Below are 20,674 nucleotides of genomic sequence, written 5' to 3' on the forward strand. Positions count from 1 at the left end.
AGGCTCGGATGAACCGGAATACCACTGCCCACCTGCGCCACGTCGCTCTGCTGCTGACGGCCGGCCTGCTGGCTGCCTGCGGTCAGGACTCACGCGAACTCGGTGAGCGCAGCGCCCTGGGCCTGGACCTCAAGCACCCCGATGCGCTGATCGAAAGTGCCTCGCTCAGCCGTCTGCCCAAGGACCTGCTGGCTGTGCCGCTGCTGCGCGACACCCTCACCGAGGACTTCGTGTTCTATTACGAGCACAACGCCGACCGCCTCGGGCTGGTCGGCAGCCTGCGGCGGATCATCTACGAGCGTGACCTGAAGCTGCGCGACAACCTGCTCGACGAGTTGCTCGACCAGCCCGCCGACGTCGCCATTTGGAAGGGCGCCGACGGCAAGCTCAAGCACTTCGTGATGGTCATGCAGCGCGGCGGCCTGGCCAAGGTGCTCGAACCTTTGGCCCATGTGGCGCTGGACGACACCCAGCTCAGCCAGGCCGGTGAGTTGCGCGTCGATGGCAGCAGCGTGCCGCTGTACCGCCTCAATTATCTGGGGGATCGCGCCCTACTGTTGGCCAGCCATGGCGACAAACTGCTGGTGCTGTCATCGCCCGGCATGCTGTTCGGCGAGGACGACAAGCTCGGCCGCGATGCCACCGAATCCGTCGAGGCACTGCTCGATGGCGACAACCCTTTCGCCAAGCGCTTCGGCCTCAAGGCTCGCGAAACCGAGCAGCAGCGCATTTCCCTGAGCGGCGAGTACGTCGCACTCGGTTATCAGCGCTTCTTCCCGGCCTTTGCCGGGGTGCGTTTCGAGAAGGGCGAGGGCGGCTGGAGCAGCTTCCTGGCACTGAACGAAGTGGACGACCAGCCGGCCATGGACTTCACGCCGATCTGGAAAGCCATGCCCATGGGCGCCAGCGCTTGCGTGGCGGTGCCGGTGGCGCCGGGCAGCGCCGAAAAACTGCTGGCCAAGGTCGGCGCCAGCGAGCAGGCCAGCGAAGAGCTGCGCAAGCGCCTGGGTAATGTTGCCGGTCTGTGCTGGTATGCCGACTCGCGGCTGCACTCGCCGCTGCTGGTCGCCCATCTGGATGAAGCCGCCACGCCGGAGCTGGATCAGGCCATCGGCGGGCTGTTCGACGGCATGATCGGCGCCTTCGAGCCCAATGCCGAGAACGGTCGCTTTCCGGTGGAAAGCCGGGCCACGAACGATGGCCACACCTGGCGCCGCGAGGTGGGCTCCAACTTCGGCCAGTACCCGGCGGAGCAGGGCGCCATCCCCGATGCGCTGGTCTCCCAGGGCTTTTTCCGGGTGAGCCTGGCGCGTCAAGGCCAGACCTTGCTGTTCTCCCTGGATGACCGGCTGGTTAACAAGGCGCTCGATACGCTGAACAAGCGTTTCCCGCCACTGGCCGAAGTGCTGCCAGCCGACGGCGTGGTGCCCGGATACCTGGCGCCCGAAGGCCTGTCGCGCCTGCTCGAACAGGAAACCCTGGACAGCCTGCCGGCCAACTACGAGCCGGTATTCCGCAACGCCGCCGACACCCACCTGCTGCCCAAGCTGCGGGCCCTCGGCGGTTATGGCCAGTTCGCGCTGACGCTGCCGAAAGGCATCGAAGCCGACGATGACTGGAAGTGGATTCCGCTCGAATGGCGTGCGCTTTGATCACGGCCATGCCGGCCTGGCGCGTGCTGCTTGCTGCGGCGCTGTTCGCGTTTGGCCTGTGCGCCCGGGCCGAGCAGGCGCCCGGCCTCGATCCCGAGCAGTCGCAGATCTTTCGCGCCTGGTTCGTGCGGATCGCCCAGGAGCAACTGCGCCAGGGGCCGAGCCCGCGCTGGTATCAGCAGGATTGCGTAGGCCTGGTGCGTTTCGCCGCCAACGAAGCGCTCAAGGTGCACGACGCCAAGTGGCTGCGTGCCAATGGCCTGTCCAATCGTTACCTGCCGCCCGAGCTGCAACTGAGCGACGCGCAACGCACGCTGGCGCAGAACTGGGAGCAGGGCGGCGGCAAGCGCGGCCCCTACGTCAACGCGATCAAGATGATCCAGTTCAACAGCGTTCTGGTCGGTCGCGACCTGAACCAGGCGCGCCCCGGCGACCTGATGTTCTTCGACCAGGGCGATGACCAGCACCTGATGATCTGGATGGGCCGCGACATCGTTTACCACACCGGCACCACCACTCCCACGGATAACGGCATGCGTGCCGTCAGCCTGCAACAACTCATGACATGGAAGGACACCCGATGGATACCCGACGACGCCAACCCCAACTTTATCGGCATCTATCGGCTGAATTTCCTCGCGCGATGAACCGTCTGCTCGCCGTCGCGCTGCTGGCGCTCATGCCCCTGGCCGCTCACGCCGAAGACGAAGTGCCGGCCAGCGGCTACACGCCGCTGGCCGGCGAGTCGTTCTTCCTGCTCGCCGACTCGAGCTTCGCCGCCGATGAAGTGGCCACTGTGCGCCTCGAGGCGCCGGGTCGCGATTACCGCCGCTATCGGATGGAAGGCTACGGCGGCGTGGACATGCGCCTGTACCGCATCGACCAGCCGCTGGAGTTCCTCAAGCGCCAGAAGAACCTGCACCGCGTGGTCGCCGAGGGCCAGTTCAAGGGCGAGGGGCTGTCCAACACCCTGTCGTACCTGTGGGACAACTGGTACCGCAAATCCCGCCGGGTGATGCAGCGCGCCTTCTCCTACGAGTCGCGCAAGCAGGTCACCGAGGAGGCGCCGGAGCTGAAGATGGGCAACGCCATCGCCGCGCCCACCGAGTACACCCCGCAGGTGCAATTCGCGCCGATGAAGGGCCTGCCGCTGGTCGCCGAGTTCCGCTACCCGCTGTGGGAAGCCAAGCCCATCGAGCCGCCTGCCGGCGTCGACCTGTCCGGCTCGTCGAGCAACTTCGTCAGCGTCGCCTCGGGCAACGTCTACGTGCCGCTGGGCAAGCTCAAACCGGGCCTGTATCTGGCTGAAGCGATCATCGGCAAGTACCGCGCCACCACCGTGGTGTTCGTCTCCAACACCGTGGCGGTCAGCAAGATCGCCGGCGGCGAGCTCTTGGTCTGGACGGCCGACAAGCACCAGGGCACCCCTGTAGCCGACGCCAAGCTGCTGTGGAGCGATGGCGTGGGCGTGATGACCAGCGGCAAGACTGACGCCCAGGGCCTGCTGCGCCTGGGCCACGCCAGCCCGGAGCGCTCCTACGTGATCGGTGAGGACGCCGACGGCGGCGTGTTCGTTTCCGAGAACTTCTATTACGACAGCGAGATTTACGACACCAAGCTGTACGCCTTCACCGACCGCCCGCTGTACCGCCCTGGCGACTGGGTGGAAGTGAAGATCGTCGGCCGCGAGTTCAAGAACGCCCGCGAATCCGTCGCGGCCGGCACCGCGCCGATCAGCCTCAGCGTGCTCGACGCCAACGGCACCGTGCTGCAAACCCAGAAGCTCGACTTCGACAGCGCCCGTGGCGGCCAGGCTCGCTTCCAGCTGCCGGACAACGCCGTGGCCGGCGGCTACGAGCTGCGCTTCGGCTACCGCGACGGGCTGTACAGCAGCGCCTTCCGCGTCGCCGAGTACATCAAGCCGCACTTCGAAGTGTCACTGGATCTCGACAAGCCGGACTTCCGCACCGGCGAGCCGGTCAAGGGCGCCCTGGTGCTGCTCTACCCGGACGGCAAGCCGGTGGCCAACGCCAGGGTGCAGCTGAGCCTGCGTGCCCAGCAGCTGTCGATGGTCGACAACGAACTGCAGTACCTCGGCCAGTTCCCGGTCGAGCTGGCCAGCAGCGAAGTCAGCACCGACAGCCAGGGCCGCGCGGCGCTCGACCTGCCGGCTGCCGACAAGCCGAGCCGCTACCTGCTCAGCGTGTTCGCCAGCGATGGCGCCGCCTACCGGGTCAAGACCAGCAAGGAAATTCTCATCGAGCGCGGCGCCGCCCGCTACCGCCTGGGCGCGCCGCAGCGTTTCAGTTCGGCCGGCCAGGCGGTGAACTTCACCTATCAGAGCGAGGGCGCCAGTGAGCGCAAACCGGCCCGCTACGAGTGGGTGCGCCTGGAAGATCAGAGCACCGGCAACGGCGAGCTGGCGGCAGATGCCAAGGGCTTCGAGCTGAATTTCGAGCGCCCCGGCACCTACAGCATCACCCTCAAGGATGACAGCGGCCTGATCCTCGGCGCCACCGGCCATTCGGTCAGCGGCGAGGGCGTCAAGTCGGTGGCTGGTACCATCGAGATCGTGCTCGATAAAGCCGAGTACCAGGCCGGCGACGAAGCCCAGGCGCTGATCACCTTTCCCGAGCCGGTCAGCGACGCGCTGCTGACCCTGGAGCGCGACAAGGTCGAGGCCACTGCGCTGCTCTCCAAGGGCGGCGACTGGCTCAAGCTCGAGCGTTTGTCCGACACCCAGTACCGCGCGCGGATTCCGGTCGGCAAGACCTTCTCGCCGAACATCACCTTCTCGGCGTTGTACACCCGCGGCGGCGATTACAGCTTCCAGAACGCCGGCATCAAGGTCGCCACGCCACAGATCGACATCGCCATCAAGGTCGACAAGGACGTGGTGCAACCGGGCGAGCTGGTCACCGTCGAGCTGAGCACCCTGTTCGAAGGCAAACCGATGCCGACGCGCCTGACGGTCAGCGTGGTGGACGAGATGATCTACGCCCTGCAACCGGAAATCGCCCCGGGCATCGACCAGTTCTTCTATCACCCGCGCCGCAACAACGTGCGCACCAGCGCCAGCCTGTCGTTCATCAGCTACGACCTGGCCCTGCCGGGCATGCCCAGTGCACCGGGCCGCGCCAACCGCAGCGAGCGCGGCGTCAAGGTGCTCGAGCGTCCGCGCCGCGAGGAAGTCGACACCGCCTCCTGGCAGCCGGATCTGGTCACCGATGCCAACGGCAAGGCGAGCTTCAGCTTCCGCATGCCGGACTCGCTGACCCGCTGGCGCATCACCGCCCGGGCGGTGAGCGCCGAGGGCGAAGTCGGACAGAAGCGCCAGTTCGTGCGTTCGGAAAAACCGCTGTACCTGAAGTGGAGCGGCCCGAGCCGCTTCCGCGTCGGCGACAAGCCGGCGCTGGGCCTGTTCGCCTTCAACCAGGGCGAAGAGGGCGCCAAGGCCGAATTGCTGATCCGTCATGGCGAGCAGGAGCAGCGCCGCGAGGTGACGCTGGCCAAGGGCATCAACTATCTGCCGGTCGAAGAGGCGGTGATCGCCGCTGGCGACTTCAGCGCCGAGCTGCGCCAGGCCGACAAGGTCGCCGACGCCCTGGCCGTCAAGCTGAGCACCGTCGCGCCCGGCTGGCAGCAGGTGCGCAGCGAGCACCTGTCGGTGTTCCCAGGCAGCACGCCGCTGCAACTGCCGGCCGATGCCAGCCAAGTGCAACTGCGCGTGGCCGACAGCGGCGCGGGCCTGTTCAACGCCGCGCTGGACGACCTGCTCGACTACCCCTATGGCGGCGTCGAGCAGACCGCCAGCCGCCTGCTGCCATTGAGCCTGGCCTACCCTGCACTGGCCGCCGGCGAGCCGCGCATCAAGGATCGTCTGCGCCTGATCATGCAGAACAGCCGCCTGCGCCTGGTGCAGATGGCCGGGCCCGAAGCGACCTTCACCTGGTGGGGCGGCGATGCCGATGGCGACGCCTTCCTGACCACCTATGCCTATTACGCCGACTGGCACGCCAGCCGCGCCCTGGCCATTCCACTGCCGCCCGAGCACTGGCAGCGCGTGCTGGAGCTGTACGCCAAGCGCGCCCCGGAAACGCCGCTGTTGCAGCGTGCGTTGATCCTGGCCTTCGCCCGCGACATGGGGCTGCCGGTGAAAACCCTGCTCGAAGGCCTGGTGTATGACCTGGCCGCCGCGGGCGAAGGCGAGGAAGTGGTGCTCGGCGAAGGCGACAGCCTGGTGATGGCAGCGCCGGATTCGGCCCTGGGCCTGGCGATTGCCCGCGAGATGGGCGTGCGCCTGGCGCAGCAGAACAACGTGCCGGTGGCCGAGGCGCTGCAAGTACAACTCGATGGCGCCCGTCGTCGCCTGGCCGAGAGCCAGTCGCCGTTCGTGGCGGCCGTCGGCCTGTACCTCAATGGCCCGGATCGCCAGCGCGCCCAGCGTCTGCTCGGCGAGCTGGCACCGGCCCAGGCTGGCCTGGAGCGCGCCCTGGCGCTGACCTGGCTGCAGCCGTCGCTGGACCTGCGCAGTGCCCAGCCGACGCTGGCGCTGGAGGGCGACTGGCAGGCCGTGGAAGGCACCAGCGGTGACAACTACTGGCAGTGGACCGGCGTGCAACCGCCCCAGGCCCTGCAGGTGGCCGGCGATCTGGATCAGCCGAGCGAAGTACGCCTCGACTACCAGAGCGCCCAGGCTGCGCCGAGCAACGTGCCGGTCACTCTCAAGCGTCGTCTGCTGCGGCTGGTACCTGGCGAAAAGGCCTTCGAATTCCGTGCCGAGGAAGTCGGCAAGGACGAGATATCCAGCGCCGACCTGTACCTGGACGAAGTGACCCTTAGCAGCGAAGGCGAGCAGACCCTGCGCTACGGCATGCTGGAAGTGCCGCTGCCGCCGGGCGCCGATGTGGAGCGCACCACCTGGGGCATCCAGGTCAGCGGCCTGGGTGGCGATGAAGCCGCGGCGCTGGAAAAGGCCCGCAACGAGCCGGGCGAACTCAGCTACGCGGTGCCGGTGGACGCCCTGCAAGGCGAGCTGGTGCTGCGCCACCTGGTGCGCTTCTCGCAGAAGGGCGAGTTCGTGCTGCCGCCGGCTCGCTACGTCCGCCTCTATGCGCCTGGTCAGCAGGCTTTGGAAACGGAGCCAGCCCTGCAGAAGGTAACCGTTGAGTAAGTACGGCCTGCTCGCTTCGCTAGCCCTGCTGGCCGCCCTCGGCGGTTCAGCGATAGCCAGCGAAGCGCCGCTGTCGCTGGCCTGGCAACGGGCTGACGGCAGCGAGCTGCTGCGCCTTGATGGGCAGCGGCTACTCATTCGCGAAGCCCTGCCCGACAGCCTGGAGGCGCCGCTGGGCAGCCTGTGGAAGCTGTTCGTCTACGCCTATCTGGTCGACACCGGGCAGCCGGACAACGGCTATCAGTGCCGCGGGCAGGACAAGGAAGAGGTTTACTGCTGCAACCCCGGCGAGCACATCGACCGGGACCAGGCGCTGGTCAAATCCTGCGGCCTGTATTTCGAGCAGCAGAACCTGCAGCTGGATCAGAGCGACTGGTCGCACTACTGGCAGGCCCGCAAGGCGCCGAGTTGGATCAGCGAGCGCCAGCGCCTGGCGCCGGCGACCCGTGTCTCGGTTCAGCAACTGCTTCTGCAGCTGGCGCAATTGCCCGCTCAGGCCGATGCCCGCAAAGTGCTGCTGGACGTGGTACTGAACGGCGACGGTTCGACCGTCAGCGCCCTGGGCAGCCGCCTGCGGGTGAAGACCTGGAGCTGGCTGGCCGATAACGATCCCCAGGCGCGCCAGGGTGGTTTCGCCGGCTGGCTGGCCGACGGCACGCCCGTTTGGGCTGGCGGCTCGGGCACCAGCGTGATGGTGCTCAAGCGGCATGCCGAAGCGCTCGGTCAGGTGTTGCCAGCGGCCTGGCCAAGCGAGGCCGGCAGTTGCGTCGAGGTGCGCCTATTCGCCCGTTATCCCCTGCGTCAGCTGCGGCGCGAGGGCAGTGAGGTGGCCGTGGAGCCGGGTGTGCTAAACGGGCGCTACGAGGTCGAGTTCGCCAATGGCAACCGCCTGCCCATCGAAAGCCACGGCGAGCTGTTTCTCGAACGTACGAACGAGGGCCAGCAGCTCACTGCCCATCTGCAGCGCGAAGACTACGTGGCCCGGGTGCTGGATCGAGAGGCCTCGGCGCAGCCCGCCGAGGCCGCCAAGGCACTGGCCATCGCTGCGCGCACCTACCTGTTGCAGAGCGCCGGTCGCCGTGGCGAATGCCTGCGCATCGACGACAGCAGCGCCAGCCAGCGCGTGGCGCCGCGCCCGGCCAGCCAGGGCGCCAAGGATATCGCCGCGTGGACGGCCGACCTGGTGCTGGCCGGTACGCCGGTGACCTATCACAGCACCCAGCCGGGGCCTGATCGTCTGGCCTGGAGCCAAGCGGTCGAGCAGGCGAACAACGGCCTGCGTTACGACGCCATCCTTGCTCGCGCCTTCCCGCGTGCCACCCTGAGCCGCTGGGACAAGCCCGTGGCCGCCTGCCAGCCGCTGGTCGCTGCCGAGCAGTGGCTGCGCAAGCAGCGCCGCGACTGGCGCCCGCGCCTGGACATGGAGCCGGGGTATGAAGAAATTCAGCAGTTCACCGTTTGCCAACTGGCTTCCGGGCGGCCCTATGTGGATCGTGAGCGGCAGCGCATTTTCGTGCGCGGCTTCTTCCCCCTGCAGGATCGCCTCGACCTGACCCACGAATACCTGCACCTGGCGTTCGTCGCCCACCCCAATGGACAGGACGAGGCCTACGTCGAAGGCCTCGCCCGCACCCTGTTACTGGAATGACATCATGGCCCTGATTACCCCTCGTATCGCCCTTTGCCTGACCCTGCTGCCGCTGTGCGCGCTGGCCGAGGTGAAACTCGACACGCCACGTAGCGGTTGGCGCGTCGGCGGTGGCGACGGCGCGCAGTTCATGCAGGAGGTCAATTACCCGGCCTCTTCGGTGAACAGCGCCGCCAACCAGGCCGACACCGCACGCATCAAGGGTGCGATCAGCGCGCTGCGCAAGGACGAGAGCAGGGCGCCGGGTCGCCTGGTGGTCAACGGCACCAGCATGCCGCTGAAGATCGACGAGGACGGCGGCTTCGACCGCCCGTTCGTGTTCCCGGCCGGCAGCAACAACGTCGAGGTGCGCAGCCCGGATGGCAGCCAGCGTCGGCGCGTGCAGTTCTACAACAATGGCAGCGGCGAAACCCCCGCGCGCCTGCGCGTGGTGCTGTCGTGGGACAGCGACAACACCGACCTGGACCTGCACCTGGTCACGCCCGATGGCGAGCATGTGTGGTACGGCAATCGTTCGCTGGCCAACGGCGCTGCCCTGGATGTCGACGTGACCACCGGCTACGGCCCGGAAATGATCGCCTCGCCCACGCCGCTAAAGGGCCGGTACCTGGTCTACGTGAACTACTACGGCGGCGGTTACAGCTACGACGAAGAAGGCGAGGGCAACTCCGAGCAGATCCTCACCACCGGGCAGATCACCCTGATTACCGAAGAGGGCACGGTCAACGAGAAGCAGGAGAGCTTTCTGGTGCCGATGCGCACGCCGGGCGAGCTGACCCTGGTAAAAAGCTTCAGCTATCCGTAAAGGCACAGCCGATCATACGTAGCCTGCGGTTGAGCGCAGCGATACCCAGGATTCGGTTCCCCGGATATCGCTGCGCTCAACCCGGGCCACAGGCGTGATGCGTGTCATTTTAGTATCAAAAAAAGCTTATCCATCCTTCATTATTATTCGTTTGATCGCGTTATCGCCGTTCGTCACACTCTGCTCCATTGCTCGCCACGGTTTCTCTGCCGGGGCGGGCAAGGTTGCAAACAGACGAGTACATCATCCAGGGACGGATGCTCCTGCAAGCCGCTTCCAGCGGTCCCAGCGGGCCTCTCATTTGAGAGGCTCGATCTTTTCGACGGTAGCGATGAAGTCCCACGCGCATTTCCCCCAATGGCTCTCCGCCTTTCTGCCTGACGCCCTGCATACCCGCCCTCGTGAATGGAGTCGCGCCGCCTTTGGCGCTGCCGCTGGGTTTCTGTTCAGCACCTGGGTGTGCAGCCAATTGTTCGGTTTGCACATGGCGGTACATTTCTCCGGCCCCCTGGCGGCTTCGGCCGTGCTGCTGTTCGCTGTGTCTTCGGGGGCGCTGGCCCAGCCCTGGTCGATTCTCGGCAGCTACCTGTGCGCCAGCGTGGTCGCGCTGACGATCACCCATTTCGTCGATCACAGCCTGCTCGGCGCGGCCCTGGCCCTGGGCCTGAGCCTGCTATTGATGTGCCCGCTGCGCTGCCTGCATCCGCCGGGCGGGGCCATCGCCTTCTGCATGGTGTTCGCCACACCGCTGCCGGGCGAGCCATTCTGGCAGCCGGCGCTGGCGGCGATGACCGCTGGCGTCGGCCTCCTGGCCTGCGCTCTGCTCTACAACAACCTGACCCGCGTGCCGTATCCGCGCCCGCACCCCGGCACGCCTGCGGTGCATCACACCCGCGACCCACTGCCGAGCGAGCGCGCCGGGATCAATGCCGATGACCTGGACTACGCCCTCGACGAACTGGGTTCCTTCGTCGACATCACCCGTGAAGACCTTGAGCTGATCGTGCGCAGCACCGAGAAGCACGCGCTGCGCCGCAGCATGGGCGAGATCCGTGCCGGGCAGATGATGTCCCGCGACCTGATCCACGCCACGCCGCAAACGGCGGTCGCCAAGGGCCTGTACCTGTTGACCCATCACGGCCTCAAGGCGCTGCCGATTCTCGACGCCGGGCGGCTGGTCGGTATCGTCAGCCTGGTCGATCTGGTCAGCGCCACGCGCGCCAATAGCTTCAACCTGCGGGCGATTCTCGGCCTGCAGAAGAAACAGGTGCTGGGCGAGCTGATGACGGCGCCGGTGCGCACGGTGGATGTCGATACCCATGTCGTCGACCTGATCGCGCTGCTCTCCGACGACGGCCTGCATTGCCTGCCGGTGCTCGACGAGGGCCGGCTGGTCGGGGTGATTACCCAGACCGACCTGGTCGCCGCGCTGCACCGCGATCTGCTCAGGCGCCTCGATTGAAGCATCGAATGATCCGCCGCGCGCCCGTACACTGGGCGCCGGATCAGGCTTGAGGAATCGCCAGCGCCAATCGGGCTGGCCCAGCGACCATGGATATCGACCTTACCCGTACCTTTCTGGAAATCGTCCGTAGCGGCAGTTTCATCGCCGCCGCCGAGCGCATGCACGTCACCCAGACGGCGATCACCGCGCGTATCCAGAAGCTGGAAAGTCATCTGGGCAGCACGCTGTTCGTGCGCAATCGCGCTGGCGCGCGGCTGACGCCCGATGGCGAGGCGTTCGTCACCTACGCCAACCAGATCCAGCAGACCTGGGAGGCCGCGCAGCACGACCTGCCGTTGCCGGACGGTTATCACAACGTGCTGCATATCGGCGGCGAGGTGAGCCTGTGCAATCCGCTGATGCTGCGTTGGGTCAGCGCCATCCGCGAGGGCGTCGACGGCTACGCGGTGCGCGCCCAGGTGGCCGAATGCGCCAGCCTGTTGCGGCAGGTGGAAATGGGCGTGATGGACGCGGCGCTGGTCTACCAGCCCACCTACTGGGCCGGCGTGCAGGTCGAGCAGGTGCTCGAGGAAAAGCTGATTCTGGTCCGTGCGGCAAACCCGGAGCCCTACGTCTATATCGACTGGAGCGACAGCTTCCGCGCCCAGCACGACCGCGCCCTGCCGGACAAGGCGCGGGCACCGGTGTCCTTCAATCTCGGGCCGCTGGCCCTGCAATACATCCTGGAGCACGGCGGCTCGGGCTACTTCCGCACGCGCGTTGTGCAGAGCTACCTGGACAAGAAGGTACTGGAGCGGGTGCCCAGGGCGCCAGAGTTCAGCTACCCGACCTATCTGGTGTATTCCCGCGAGCGGGATTCGGCAGCCCTGCAGCAAAGCTTCGAGCTGCTGCGCGAGATCGCCGCGCAAGATACCGACTGGTCGCAGCGCTGGGATCCGGCGTTGTAGGCGTCTGCTCACGATTTTCAGGTTGAAGTTCAGCGCTTTGCCTGCGAAGTGGCGGTAGCAGCCATAAGGCCCACCTGTGGGAGCGGGCCATGCCCGCGAAAAAATCATGGGCATGGCCCGTTCCCACAGGTAAGCAACGATGTCCGGTTTTGTTTTGTAGCAGTCCTTTAAGCTGCCTGAGAGATCATGAGCAACCCCTCCGTCTTACTTCAGGCTTTCCACCCGCACCGGCGCCACGCCCGTCTTGAGCATATCCAACGACTCGGCCGCCTTGCGCGACACGTCGATGATGCGCCCGCGGGCGAAGGGGCCTCGGTCGTTGATGCGCACCACCACGCTCTGGCCATTGTCGAGGTTGGTAACCCGAACCATGGTGCCGAAGGGTAGGGTGCGGTGTGCGGCGGTCAGCGCGTTCTGGTCGAAGCGCTCGCCGCTGGCGGTCTTGTTGCCGTGGTGCGCGCGGCCGTAATACGAGGCCTTGCCTTCAGCGCGGTAGTCGCCTGCCACGCTGCTGTCATAGCTGCCATAGGGCAGGCCGCCACGGGGCGTGCTGCAGCCGGCGAGCAGCAGGCTGAACAGCACCAGCACAATCGACAGTCCTCGCATTGCTCTTCTCCCTTTGCCATCCATCAGACATGAAAACGCCGGGCAATCCCGGCGTTTTCAAATCGCTCAACCTTCGAGCTTCTTCTTCAGCAGTTCGTTCACTTGCCCCGGGTTGGCCTTGCCCTTGGAGGCTTTCATGGCCTGGCCGACGAAGAAGCCGAACATCTTGCCGCGCTTGGCTTCGTCGCTGGCGCGGTACTGTTCGACCTGCTCGGCGTTGGCCGCCAGCACTTCGTCGAGCATCTTCTCGATGGCGCCGGAATCGGTGACCTGCTTGAGACCCTTCTTCTCAATCACTTCATCGGCCGTTGCGCCTTCACCGGCGGCCAGGGCTTCGAAGACCATCTTGGCGATCTTGCCGCTGATGGTGTTGTCTTTGATGCGCAGGATCATGCCGCCCATTTGTTCGGCGGACACCGGCGACTGCTCGATCTCCAGGCCGTCCTTGTTGAGCAGGCTGGACAGCTCGCCCATCACCCAGTTGGCGGACAGCTTGGCGTCGCCGCAGGTCTTCTCGACGGCTTCGAAGTAGTCGGCCATCTCGCGGCTGGCGCTGAGCACGCTGGCATCGTAGGTGGACAGGCCGAACTGGCTCTCGAAACGCTCGCGCTTCTGCGGCGGCAGCTCGGGCAACCCGGCGCGCAGTTCGTCGAGGAAGCTGCGCTCGATCACCACCGGCAGCAGGTCCGGGCAGGGGAAGTAACGGTAGTCGTTGGCTTCTTCCTTGCTGCGCATGGAGCGCGTCTGATCCTTGTTGGGATCGTACAGGCGGGTTTCCTGCACCACCTTGCCGCCGTCCTCGATCAGCTCGATCTGGCGCTGCACTTCATGGTTGATGGCTTTCTCGATGAAGCGGAAGGAGTTGACGTTCTTGATCTCGGCGCGCGTGCCGAACTCGGCCTGGCCCTTAGGGCGTACCGACACGTTGCAGTCGCAACGCAGCGAGCCTTCGGCCATGTTGCCGTCGCAGATGCCCAGGTAGCGGACGAGTGCGTGGATGGCCTTCACATAGGCCACTGCTTCCTTGGCCGAACGGATGTCCGGTTCGGAGACGATTTCCAGCAGCGGCGTGCCGGCGCGGTTCAGGTCGATGCCGCTCATGCCCTGGAAGTCTTCGTGCAGGCTCTTGCCGGCATCTTCTTCGAGGTGCGCGCGGGTGATGCCGATGCGCTTGACGGTACCGTCTTCCAGGGTGATGTCGAGGAAGCCCTTGCCGACGATGGGGTGATCCATCTGGCTGGTCTGGTAGCCCTTGGGCAAGTCCGGGTAGAAGTAGTTCTTGCGCGCGAAGACGTTACGCTCGGCGATCTCGGCGTCGATGGCCAGGCCGAACTGGCAGGCCATGCGCACGGCCTCGGCGTTGAGCACCGGCAGGGTGCCGGGCATGCCGAGGTCGACCAGGCTGGCCTGGGTGTTGGGCTCGGCACCGAAGGTGGTGGCGCTGGCCGAGAAGATCTTCGATTGGGTGCTGAGCTGAGCGTGAATCTCGAGCCCGATGACGGTTTCCCATTGCATAAAAGTGTTCCTCAGAATCCGCTCGGTGCTTGTTTGTGCCAGTCGCTGACCTGCTGGTACTGGTGCGCGACGTTGAGCAGACGACCTTCCTGGAAGTAGTTGCCGAGCAACTGCACGCCCACCGGCAGGCCATCGACGAAGCCGGCCGGCATCGACAGGCCGGGAATGCCGGCCAGGTTGGCGGTGATGGTGTAGATGTCTTCAAAGTAGGCGGAGACCGGGTCGGCGTTCTTCTCGCCGAGTTTCCAGGCCAGGTTCGGCGTGGTTGGGCCGAGGATCACGTCGACGTCCTTGAAGGCCGCCACGAAGTCGTTCTTGATCAGTCGGCGGATCTGCTGGGCCTTGATGTAGTAAGCGTCGTAGTAGCCGGCGGACAGCGCGTAGGTGCCGACCATGATGCGGCGCTTCACTTCCTCGCCGAAGCCTTCGCCACGGGAACGCTTGTACAGGTCCTGCAGGTCCTTCGGGTTTTCGCAGCGATAGCCGAAACGCACGCCGTCGAAACGCGACAGGTTGGAGCTGGCCTCGGCCGGGGCGATCACGTAGTAGGCCGGGATGGCATGCTGCATGTTCGGCAGGCTGATGTCCTTGACGGTGGCGCCGAGCTTCTTCAGCTCCTCGACCACGGCCATGACTTTCTCGCCGATGCGCGCGTCCAGGCCGGCACCGAAGTACTCCTTGGGCAGGCCGATGCGTAGGCCCGCCAGTGGCTGGGCGAGGGCGGCCAGGTAGTCATCGACCGGTTGATCGACGCTGGTCGAATCCTTCGGGTCGAAACCGGCCATGGCGCCGAGCAGCAGGGCGCAATCCTCGGCAGAGCGGGCCAGCGGGCCGCCCTGGTCGAGGCTGGAGGCGTAGGCGATCATGCCCCAGCGCGACACCCGACCGTAGGTCGGCTTGATGCCGGTGAGGTTGGTCAGCGCGGCCGGCTGGCGAATCGAGCCGCCGGTATCGGTGCCGGTGGCGGCCGGAATCAGCCGTGCCGCCACGGCAGCCGCGGAGCCGCCGGAGGAACCACCGGGTACACGGCTGGTGTCCCAGGGGTTCTTGACCGGGCCGTAGTGGCTGGATTCGTTGGCCGAGCCCATGGCGAACTCGTCCATGTTCAGCTTGCCGAGGCTGACGGTACCGGCAGCCTTGAGCTTGTCGACCACGGTGGCGTCGTAGGGCGCCTTGAAGCCGGTGAGGATTTTCGAGCCGCAACTGGTCAGCACGCCCTGGGTGCAGAACAGGTCCTTGTGGGCGATCGGCGCGCCGAGCAGCGGACCGTTTTCACCCGCAGCGCGGCGGGCGTCGGCGGCCTTGGCCTGCTCGAGGGCCTGGTCGGCGGTGACGGTGATGAAGCTGTTGAGCTGCGGATCGAGCTGCTCGACGCGGCTCAGCAGGCTCTGGGTCAGCTCGGCGGAGGAGAATTGCTTGTCGGCGAGTGCGCGGGCGATCTCGGCCAGGGTCAATTGATGCATGGCGGAAGGCTTTCCTTACTCGATGACTTTGGGAACCAGGTACAGGCCGCTTTCCACGGCCGGGGCGATGGCCTGATAGGCGTCGCGCTGGTTCGCTTCGGTAACGGCGTCGGCACGCAGGCGCTGGGTGGTTTCCAGCGGGTGGGCCAGGGGCTCGATGCCGGTGGTGTCGACCGCCTGCATGTTGTCGATCAGGCCCAGAATGCTGTTGAGGGTTGCGGTGGTCTGTGGCAGTTCACTGTCACTCAGGCCCAGGCGGGCCAGGTGTGCGATCTTTTCCACCTCGGAGCGTTCAAGCGCCATCGGGTTCTCCCTTTGAAAACTGGCCGCCAGGCGGTCGCCAGCGCGCGTATCGGCAGGTACCCGTGCACAGGTGGCAGGGAACGGATGCGCTTGGCTGGCGGTCTAAGGCGGCGACGTGCGGCTTGGGGCAGTTACCGGTAGCGCATGACAGCTTTTCAGTGCTGTCGCCACCCGTGTGAAAGATGCCTCAAGGCCGCGGAAAAACAGGCAATCTAACATATTGGTGCCTTGCTCAAAATCCCTGCCGTTGTTAGAGTTTGCCGCACTTTTTTACCTGCGTGTTTTCTTGCGCCGATCTTTACCACGCGTTGCCTAGGGTCCCTATCCCATGTTCAAAAAACTGCGTGGCATGTTTTCCAGCGATCTGTCGATTGACCTGGGCACTGCCAATACCCTTATTTATGTACGCGAGCGCGGCATCGTCCTGAACGAGCCGTCGGTCGTCGCCATTCGTACCCATGGCAATCAGAAGAGCGTCGTCGCTGTCGGTACCGACGCCAAGCGCATGCTCGGTCGTACTCCTGGCAACATTGCCGCCATTCGCCCGATGAAAGACGGCGTGATCGCCGACTTCAGCGTCTGCGAAAAGATGCTGCAGTACTTCATCAATAAGGTTCACGAAAATAGCTTCCTGCAGCCGTCGCCACGCGTGCTGATCTGCGTGCCGTGCAAGTCGACTCAGGTCGAGCGCCGCGCCATCCGTGAATCCGCCCTGGGCGCCGGTGCCCGCGAAGTGTTCCTGATCGAAGAGCCGATGGCCGCTGCCATCGGTGCCGGCCTGCCGGTCGAAGAAGCCCGTGGTTCGATGGTCGTCGATATCGGTGGTGGTACCACTGAAATCGCACTGATCTCCCTGAACGGCGTGGTCTATGCCGAATCCGTACGGGTTGGCGGCGACCGTTTCGACGAAGCCATCATCACCTATGTGCGCCGCAACTACGGTTCGCTGATCGGCGAATCCACCGCCGAGCGCATCAAGCAGGAAATCGGCACCGCCTACCCGGGCGGCGAGATCCGTGAGGTCGACGTACGTGGCCGCAATTTGGCCGAAGGCGTGCCGCGCAGCTTCACCCTGAACTCCAACGAAGTGCTCGAAGCGCTGCAGGAATCCCTGGCAACCATCGTCCAGGCGGTCAAGAGCGCCCTGGAGCAGTCGCCGCCCGAGCTGGCTTCGGACATCGCCGAGCGCGGTCTGGTGCTGACCGGTGGTGGCGCGCTGCTGCGCGACCTCGACAAGCTGCTGAGCCAGGAAACCGGCCTGCCGGTGATCGTCGCCGAAGACCCGCTGACCTGCGTCGCCCGTGGCGGCGGCAAGGCGCTGGAGATGATGGATCGTCACAGCATGGATCTGTTGTCCACCGAATAAGCCGCACGCCTCACGCTGCAGCAGCTCGGAAGCTACCATCGCGCCGCATGCAGCTTCCGGGCAGGCTACGAGGTAATCGCCATAAAGCCGCTATTCGCCAAAGGTCCTTCGCTCGGTGTACGCCTGTTGGTGTTCGCCGTGCTTTCGGCCGCTCTGATGGTCGTCGATGCTCGTCTGACCGTACTCAACTCGGTGCGTAGCCAGCTCGGCTTGATCGTCGAGCCGGTCTACTGGCTCGGCCGCCTGCCGGTCAACCTGTGGGAAAGCGCCACCCAGGAGCTCAGTTCGCGCAACGAGCTGGCCGCCGAGAACGAGAAACTCAAAGCCGAACAGCTGATGATGCAGCGCCGCCTGCAGAAGCTCGCCGCGCTGACCGAACAGAACGTGCGCCTGCGCGAACTGCTCAACTCCTCGGCGCTGGTCGACGATGAAGTGCTGGCTACCGAGCTGATCGGTATCGACCCCAACCCCTTCACCCACCGCATTCTCATCGACAAGGGCGAGAAGGACGGCGTGGTGCTCGGCCAACCGGTGCTCGACGCCCGCGGCCTGATGGGCCAGGTGGTCGAGGTGATGCCCTACACTTCCCGCGTGCTGCTGCTCACCGATACCACCCACAGCATTCCCGTGCAGGTCAACCGTAACGGCCTGCGCGCCATCGCCACCGGCACTGGCAACCCCGAACGCCTCGAGCTGCGCCACGTCGCCGATACCGCCGACATCAAGGAAGGCGATCTGCTGGTCAGCTCCGGTCTTGGCCAGCGTTTCCCTGCCGGCTATCCGGTGGCCACGGTGACCGAGGTGGTGCACGACTCCGGTCAGCCGTTCGCCATCGTCCGCGCCGTGCCGACCGCCAACCTCAATCGCACCCGCTACATGCTGCTGGTGTTCACCGACCCGCGTTCGCCGGAGCAGCGTGCTGCCGAGTCAGCGGAGGCTCAGGAAGAGGTCGACCGCCAGACGCGTCACCGTCCTGACGCCGAAGCGCCGATCGAAGACGCCCCACCGGTCGAGGCGCCGCCACCGGAGGTGCAGCCCGTAGAGCCACCCAACGGTGAGGAGCCCCGCTAATGATCGCGTCCCGTTCGAGCAACCTTTGGGTGATCTGGGCCAGTCTGGTGCTGGCCTTGCTGCTCAGCGTATCGGCCATGCCGCGCTTCATGGAAATCGGCCGACCGCTGTGGCTGGCGCTGTTTCTCACCTACTGGGTGCTGGCCGTGCCGCACCGCATCGGCATGACCAGCGCCTTCTGCATCGGCCTGCTGGCCGACGTGCTCAATGGCACGTTGCTGGGGCAAAACGCGCTGATCCTCACCCTGATCACCTTTCTGGTGCTCAGCCTGCATCAGCGCCTACGCATGTTTCCCATGTGGCAGCAGAGCATGGTGCTGTTGGTGGTGTTCGGCGTGGCTCAACTGGTGCAGCTGTGGCTCAACGCCCTGACTGGCAACCGCCCGCCGACCCTGGCCTTCGTGCTGCCGGCTCTGGTCAGCGCGCTGCTTTGGCCCTGGGTGTGCACCCTGCTGCGTGCCGTGCACCGGCGCATGCGAGTCAACTGAACCGCGCTGTAGCGCCTGATTGCGAGACCTGTGCATGACCACGCTCTACCTGGCCTCCGCTTCGCCGCGCCGTCGCGAGCTACTCGCGCAGATCGGCGTCCCCTTCACCACCCACGTGGTGCCTATCGATGAAACCGCGCAGCCCGGCGAGGCGCCTGCGGCCTACGTCGAGCGCCTGGCCCAGGCCAAGGCTCAGGCTGCTCTCGCGACTCTGGCTGATCGCCGCGACGCCGTGGTGCTCGGCTCCGACACCGCCGTGGTGCTCGATGGCCGGATTCTCGGCAAACCCGTCGACCGCGAGGATGCGCTAGCCACCCTGGCGGCGCTTTCCGGCCGTGAGCACCAGGTGCTGACCGCCGTCGCGCTGGTCAGTGATAGCCGCGCCGAAGCGCGCGTGGTAACCAGCACGGTGTGCTTCAAGCCTCTCGACCGGAAACAGATTGAAGCCTATTGGGCCACTGGAGAGCCGCGCGACAAGGCTGGCAGTTATGGTATTCAGGGGCTGGCTGCAGTGTTCGTCAGCCAGATGCAGGGCAGTTATTCAGCGGTGGTTGGCCTGCCGTTGTGCGAGACTGCCGAACTGCTCGCGCAATTCGCGATTCCGTGTTGGCAAACGACTGCCAGCGCATAACCTAAGAGGTTGCAGGCTGCGATGGTTCGGGTGCGATGAGCCCGCCGCTGCTTTCAGCTTCATCTCAGCCAAGAGATGGGCGCATGAGTGAAGAGATTCTGATCAACATCACGCCGATGGAGTCGCGCGTGGCGGTGGTGGAAAACGGTGTCCTGCAGGAGGTGCACGTCGAGCGCACCCAGCGCCGCGGCATCGTCGGCAACATCTACAAGGGCAAGGTGGTTCGTGTGCTGCCCGGTATGCAGGCGGCGTTCGTCGACATCGGCCTGGAGCGTGCGGCGTTCATCCATGCCTCGGAAATCTCGAGCCGTGAAGGCAGCGCCGTGGAGAGCATCAGCGCCCTGGTGCACGAAGGCCAGAGCCTCACCGTACAGGTCACCAAGGACCCGATTGGCAGCAAGGGCGCGCGCCTGACCACCCAACTGTCGATTCCCTCGCGCTACCTGGTGTACATGCCGCGTACCAGTCATGTCGGCATATCCCTGAAGATCGAAGATGAGGCCGAGCGCGAGCGCCTCAAACAGGTGGTCACCGATTGCGTGGCCGCTGAAGGCATCGCCGAAGCCGGCGGGTTCATCCTGCGTACGGCGGCCGATGGCGCGCGGGCCGAGGAGATTCTCGTCGACATCCGCTACCTGCGCCGCCTGTGGACGCAGATCGCCGAGCAGATGAAAAGTGCGCCGACGCCCTCGGTGATCTATGAGGACCTGAGCCTGGCCCTGCGCACCCTGCGCGATCTGGTCAGCCCGCGTTCCGAGAAGATCCGCGTCGACTCCCGGGAAACCTTTGGCAAGGCCACCGCTTTCGTCGCCGAACTGATGCCGGAAATCGCCGACCGTCTGGAGCATTATCCGGGCGAGCGGCCGATCTTCGACCTGCACGGCATCGAGGATGAGATCCAGAAGGCCCTGGAGCGCAAGGTGCCGCTCAAGTCCGGCGGCTATCTGATCATCGACCCCGCCGAGGCGATGACCACCATCGACGTGAATACCGGCGCCTTCGTCGGCCATCGTACGCTCGAAGAAACCATCTTCAAGACCAACCTCGAGGCGGCCACCGCGATCGCCCGCCAGCTGCGCCTGCGCAACCTCGGCGGCATCATCATCATCGACTTCATCGACATGGAAGACGAGGAGCACCAGCGCCAGGTGCTGCGCACCCTGGAAAAGCAACTGGAGCGCGATCACGCCAAGACCAACATCATCGGCATCACCGAGCTGGGCCTGGTGCAGATGACCCGCAAGCGCACTCGTGAAAGCCTCGAACAGGTGTTGTGCGAGCCGTGCAGCCACTGCCAGGGACGCGGCAAGCTGAAAACCGCGGAAACCACCTGCTACGAAATCTTCCGTGAGATCCTCCGCGAGGCCCGTGCCTACCAGCCCGAGGGCTACCGCGTGCTGGCCAACCAGAAGGTGGTCGACCGCCTGCTCGACGAGGAATCGGGCAACGTCGCCGACCTTGAAGCATTCATAGGACGAACCATCAAGTTCCAGGTCGAAACCATGTACTCCCAGGAACAATATGATGTGGTGCTGCTGTAA

Annotated in this window: 16 protein-coding genes; 12 read left to right on the top strand and 4 right to left on the bottom strand. The window is 65.5% G+C overall.

The window, feature by feature from the left end:
* Positions 1-8: 8 nt before the first annotated feature.
* From PVA39_RS04465 to PVA39_RS04495, 7 genes are all read left to right on the top strand, one after another.
* On the top strand, positions 9-1,652 hold the full coding sequence (locus PVA39_RS04465) for a DUF2138 domain-containing protein (protein ID WP_274123002.1): 1,644 nt from the start codon (positions 9-11) through the stop codon (positions 1,650-1,652).
* Between the two features lie 8 nt (positions 1,653-1,660).
* Positions 1,661-2,299 (top strand): DUF1175 domain-containing protein, encoded by a 639-nt coding sequence (locus PVA39_RS04470; protein WP_274123003.1) that lies wholly within the window; start codon positions 1,661-1,663, stop codon positions 2,297-2,299.
* Positions 2,296-6,825: an alpha-2-macroglobulin family protein gene (locus tag PVA39_RS04475; protein ID WP_274123004.1), complete on the top strand. Its 4,530-nt coding sequence runs from the start codon at positions 2,296-2,298 to the stop codon at positions 6,823-6,825. The genes PVA39_RS04470 and PVA39_RS04475 overlap by 4 nt, the downstream gene beginning before the upstream one ends.
* Entirely contained in the window at positions 6,818-8,473 is a 1,656-nt protein-coding gene (locus tag PVA39_RS04480; RefSeq protein ID WP_443200933.1) for a DUF2300 domain-containing protein, read from the top strand. The genes PVA39_RS04475 and PVA39_RS04480 overlap by 8 nt, the downstream gene beginning before the upstream one ends.
* Positions 8,474-8,477: 4 nt before the next feature.
* A complete protein-coding gene (locus PVA39_RS04485; RefSeq protein WP_274123006.1) occupies positions 8,478-9,278 on the top strand; it encodes a YfaP family protein in 801 nt (266 codons plus the stop codon).
* 331 nt (positions 9,279-9,609) lie between these two features.
* Complete coding sequence (locus PVA39_RS04490; RefSeq protein ID WP_274123007.1) at positions 9,610-10,740, top strand: HPP family protein; 1,131 nt, start codon at positions 9,610-9,612, stop codon at positions 10,738-10,740.
* A gap of 89 nt (positions 10,741-10,829) precedes the next feature.
* Entirely contained in the window at positions 10,830-11,690 is an 861-nt protein-coding gene (locus PVA39_RS04495; RefSeq protein WP_274123008.1) for a LysR family transcriptional regulator, read from the top strand.
* Between the two features lie 204 nt (positions 11,691-11,894).
* Here the strand turns inward: PVA39_RS04495 and PVA39_RS04500 are convergent, their stop codons facing one another.
* The 4 genes from PVA39_RS04500 to gatC form a co-directional block, all read right to left on the bottom strand.
* Positions 11,895-12,296, bottom strand: coding sequence for a septal ring lytic transglycosylase RlpA family protein (locus tag PVA39_RS04500; protein ID WP_093504228.1), 402 nt, complete (start codon positions 12,294-12,296; stop codon positions 11,895-11,897).
* 66 nt (positions 12,297-12,362) lie between these two features.
* A complete protein-coding gene (gatB, locus tag PVA39_RS04505; protein WP_274123009.1) occupies positions 12,363-13,811 on the bottom strand; it encodes an Asp-tRNA(Asn)/Glu-tRNA(Gln) amidotransferase subunit GatB in 1,449 nt (482 codons plus the stop codon).
* Between the two features lie 11 nt (positions 13,812-13,822).
* Complete coding sequence (gene gatA / locus PVA39_RS04510) at positions 13,823-15,274, bottom strand: Asp-tRNA(Asn)/Glu-tRNA(Gln) amidotransferase subunit GatA (protein ID WP_274123010.1); 1,452 nt, start codon at positions 15,272-15,274, stop codon at positions 13,823-13,825.
* A gap of 15 nt (positions 15,275-15,289) precedes the next feature.
* Positions 15,290-15,577: an Asp-tRNA(Asn)/Glu-tRNA(Gln) amidotransferase subunit GatC gene (gene gatC / locus PVA39_RS04515; RefSeq protein WP_013792779.1), complete on the bottom strand. Its 288-nt coding sequence runs from the start codon at positions 15,575-15,577 to the stop codon at positions 15,290-15,292.
* A 328-nt stretch (positions 15,578-15,905) separates the two neighbouring features.
* Here gatC and mreB point away from each other — a divergent pair, with 328 nt between their 5' ends.
* The 5 genes from mreB (at position 15,906) to rng (ending at position 20,674) form a co-directional block, all read left to right on the top strand.
* Positions 15,906-16,943 carry a rod shape-determining protein MreB gene (gene mreB, locus PVA39_RS04520; RefSeq protein WP_013792778.1) on the top strand — a complete coding sequence of 346 codons (1,038 nt, stop codon included), beginning with the start codon at positions 15,906-15,908 and terminating at the stop codon, positions 16,941-16,943.
* A 129-nt stretch (positions 16,944-17,072) separates the two neighbouring features.
* Positions 17,073-18,014, top strand: coding sequence for a rod shape-determining protein MreC (gene mreC / locus PVA39_RS04525; RefSeq protein WP_443200934.1), 942 nt, complete (start codon positions 17,073-17,075; stop codon positions 18,012-18,014).
* Positions 18,014-18,502 (top strand): rod shape-determining protein MreD, encoded by a 489-nt coding sequence (mreD, locus tag PVA39_RS04530; protein WP_093504224.1) that lies wholly within the window; start codon positions 18,014-18,016, stop codon positions 18,500-18,502. The genes mreC and mreD overlap by 1 nt, the downstream gene beginning before the upstream one ends.
* A 34-nt stretch (positions 18,503-18,536) precedes the next feature.
* Positions 18,537-19,133, top strand: a complete 597-nt coding sequence (locus PVA39_RS04535; RefSeq protein ID WP_274123011.1) for a Maf family protein — start codon at positions 18,537-18,539, stop codon at positions 19,131-19,133.
* Positions 19,134-19,216: 83 nt separating this feature from the next.
* A complete protein-coding gene (rng, locus tag PVA39_RS04540; RefSeq protein ID WP_093504222.1) occupies positions 19,217-20,674 on the top strand; it encodes a ribonuclease G in 1,458 nt (485 codons plus the stop codon).

Source organism: Pseudomonas sp. CNPSo 3701 (genome assembly GCF_028674975.1).
GTDB classification, from domain to species: Bacteria; Pseudomonadota; Gammaproteobacteria; order Pseudomonadales; family Pseudomonadaceae; genus Aquipseudomonas; species Aquipseudomonas straminea.

Coding starts and splice junctions, on each gene's coding strand:
- PVA39_RS04465 (WP_274123002.1), top strand. CDS start 9: ATGAACCGGAATACCACTGCCCACCTGCGCCACGTCGCTCTGCTGCTG.
- PVA39_RS04470 (WP_274123003.1), top strand. CDS start 1,661: ATGCCGGCCTGGCGCGTGCTGCTTGCTGCGGCGCTGTTCGCGTTTGGC.
- PVA39_RS04475 (WP_274123004.1), top strand. CDS start 2,296: ATGAACCGTCTGCTCGCCGTCGCGCTGCTGGCGCTCATGCCCCTGGCC.
- PVA39_RS04485 (WP_274123006.1), top strand. CDS start 8,478: ATGGCCCTGATTACCCCTCGTATCGCCCTTTGCCTGACCCTGCTGCCG.
- PVA39_RS04490 (WP_274123007.1), top strand. CDS start 9,610: ATGAAGTCCCACGCGCATTTCCCCCAATGGCTCTCCGCCTTTCTGCCT.
- PVA39_RS04495 (WP_274123008.1), top strand. CDS start 10,830: ATGGATATCGACCTTACCCGTACCTTTCTGGAAATCGTCCGTAGCGGC.
- PVA39_RS04500 (WP_093504228.1), bottom strand. CDS start 12,296: ATGCGAGGACTGTCGATTGTGCTGGTGCTGTTCAGCCTGCTGCTCGCC.
- gatB (WP_274123009.1), bottom strand. CDS start 13,811: ATGCAATGGGAAACCGTCATCGGGCTCGAGATTCACGCTCAGCTCAGC.
- gatA (WP_274123010.1), bottom strand. CDS start 15,274: ATGCATCAATTGACCCTGGCCGAGATCGCCCGCGCACTCGCCGACAAG.
- gatC (WP_013792779.1), bottom strand. CDS start 15,577: ATGGCGCTTGAACGCTCCGAGGTGGAAAAGATCGCACACCTGGCCCGC.
- mreB (WP_013792778.1), top strand. CDS start 15,906: ATGTTCAAAAAACTGCGTGGCATGTTTTCCAGCGATCTGTCGATTGAC.
- mreD (WP_093504224.1), top strand. CDS start 18,014: ATGATCGCGTCCCGTTCGAGCAACCTTTGGGTGATCTGGGCCAGTCTG.
- PVA39_RS04535 (WP_274123011.1), top strand. CDS start 18,537: ATGACCACGCTCTACCTGGCCTCCGCTTCGCCGCGCCGTCGCGAGCTA.
- rng (WP_093504222.1), top strand. CDS start 19,217: ATGAGTGAAGAGATTCTGATCAACATCACGCCGATGGAGTCGCGCGTG.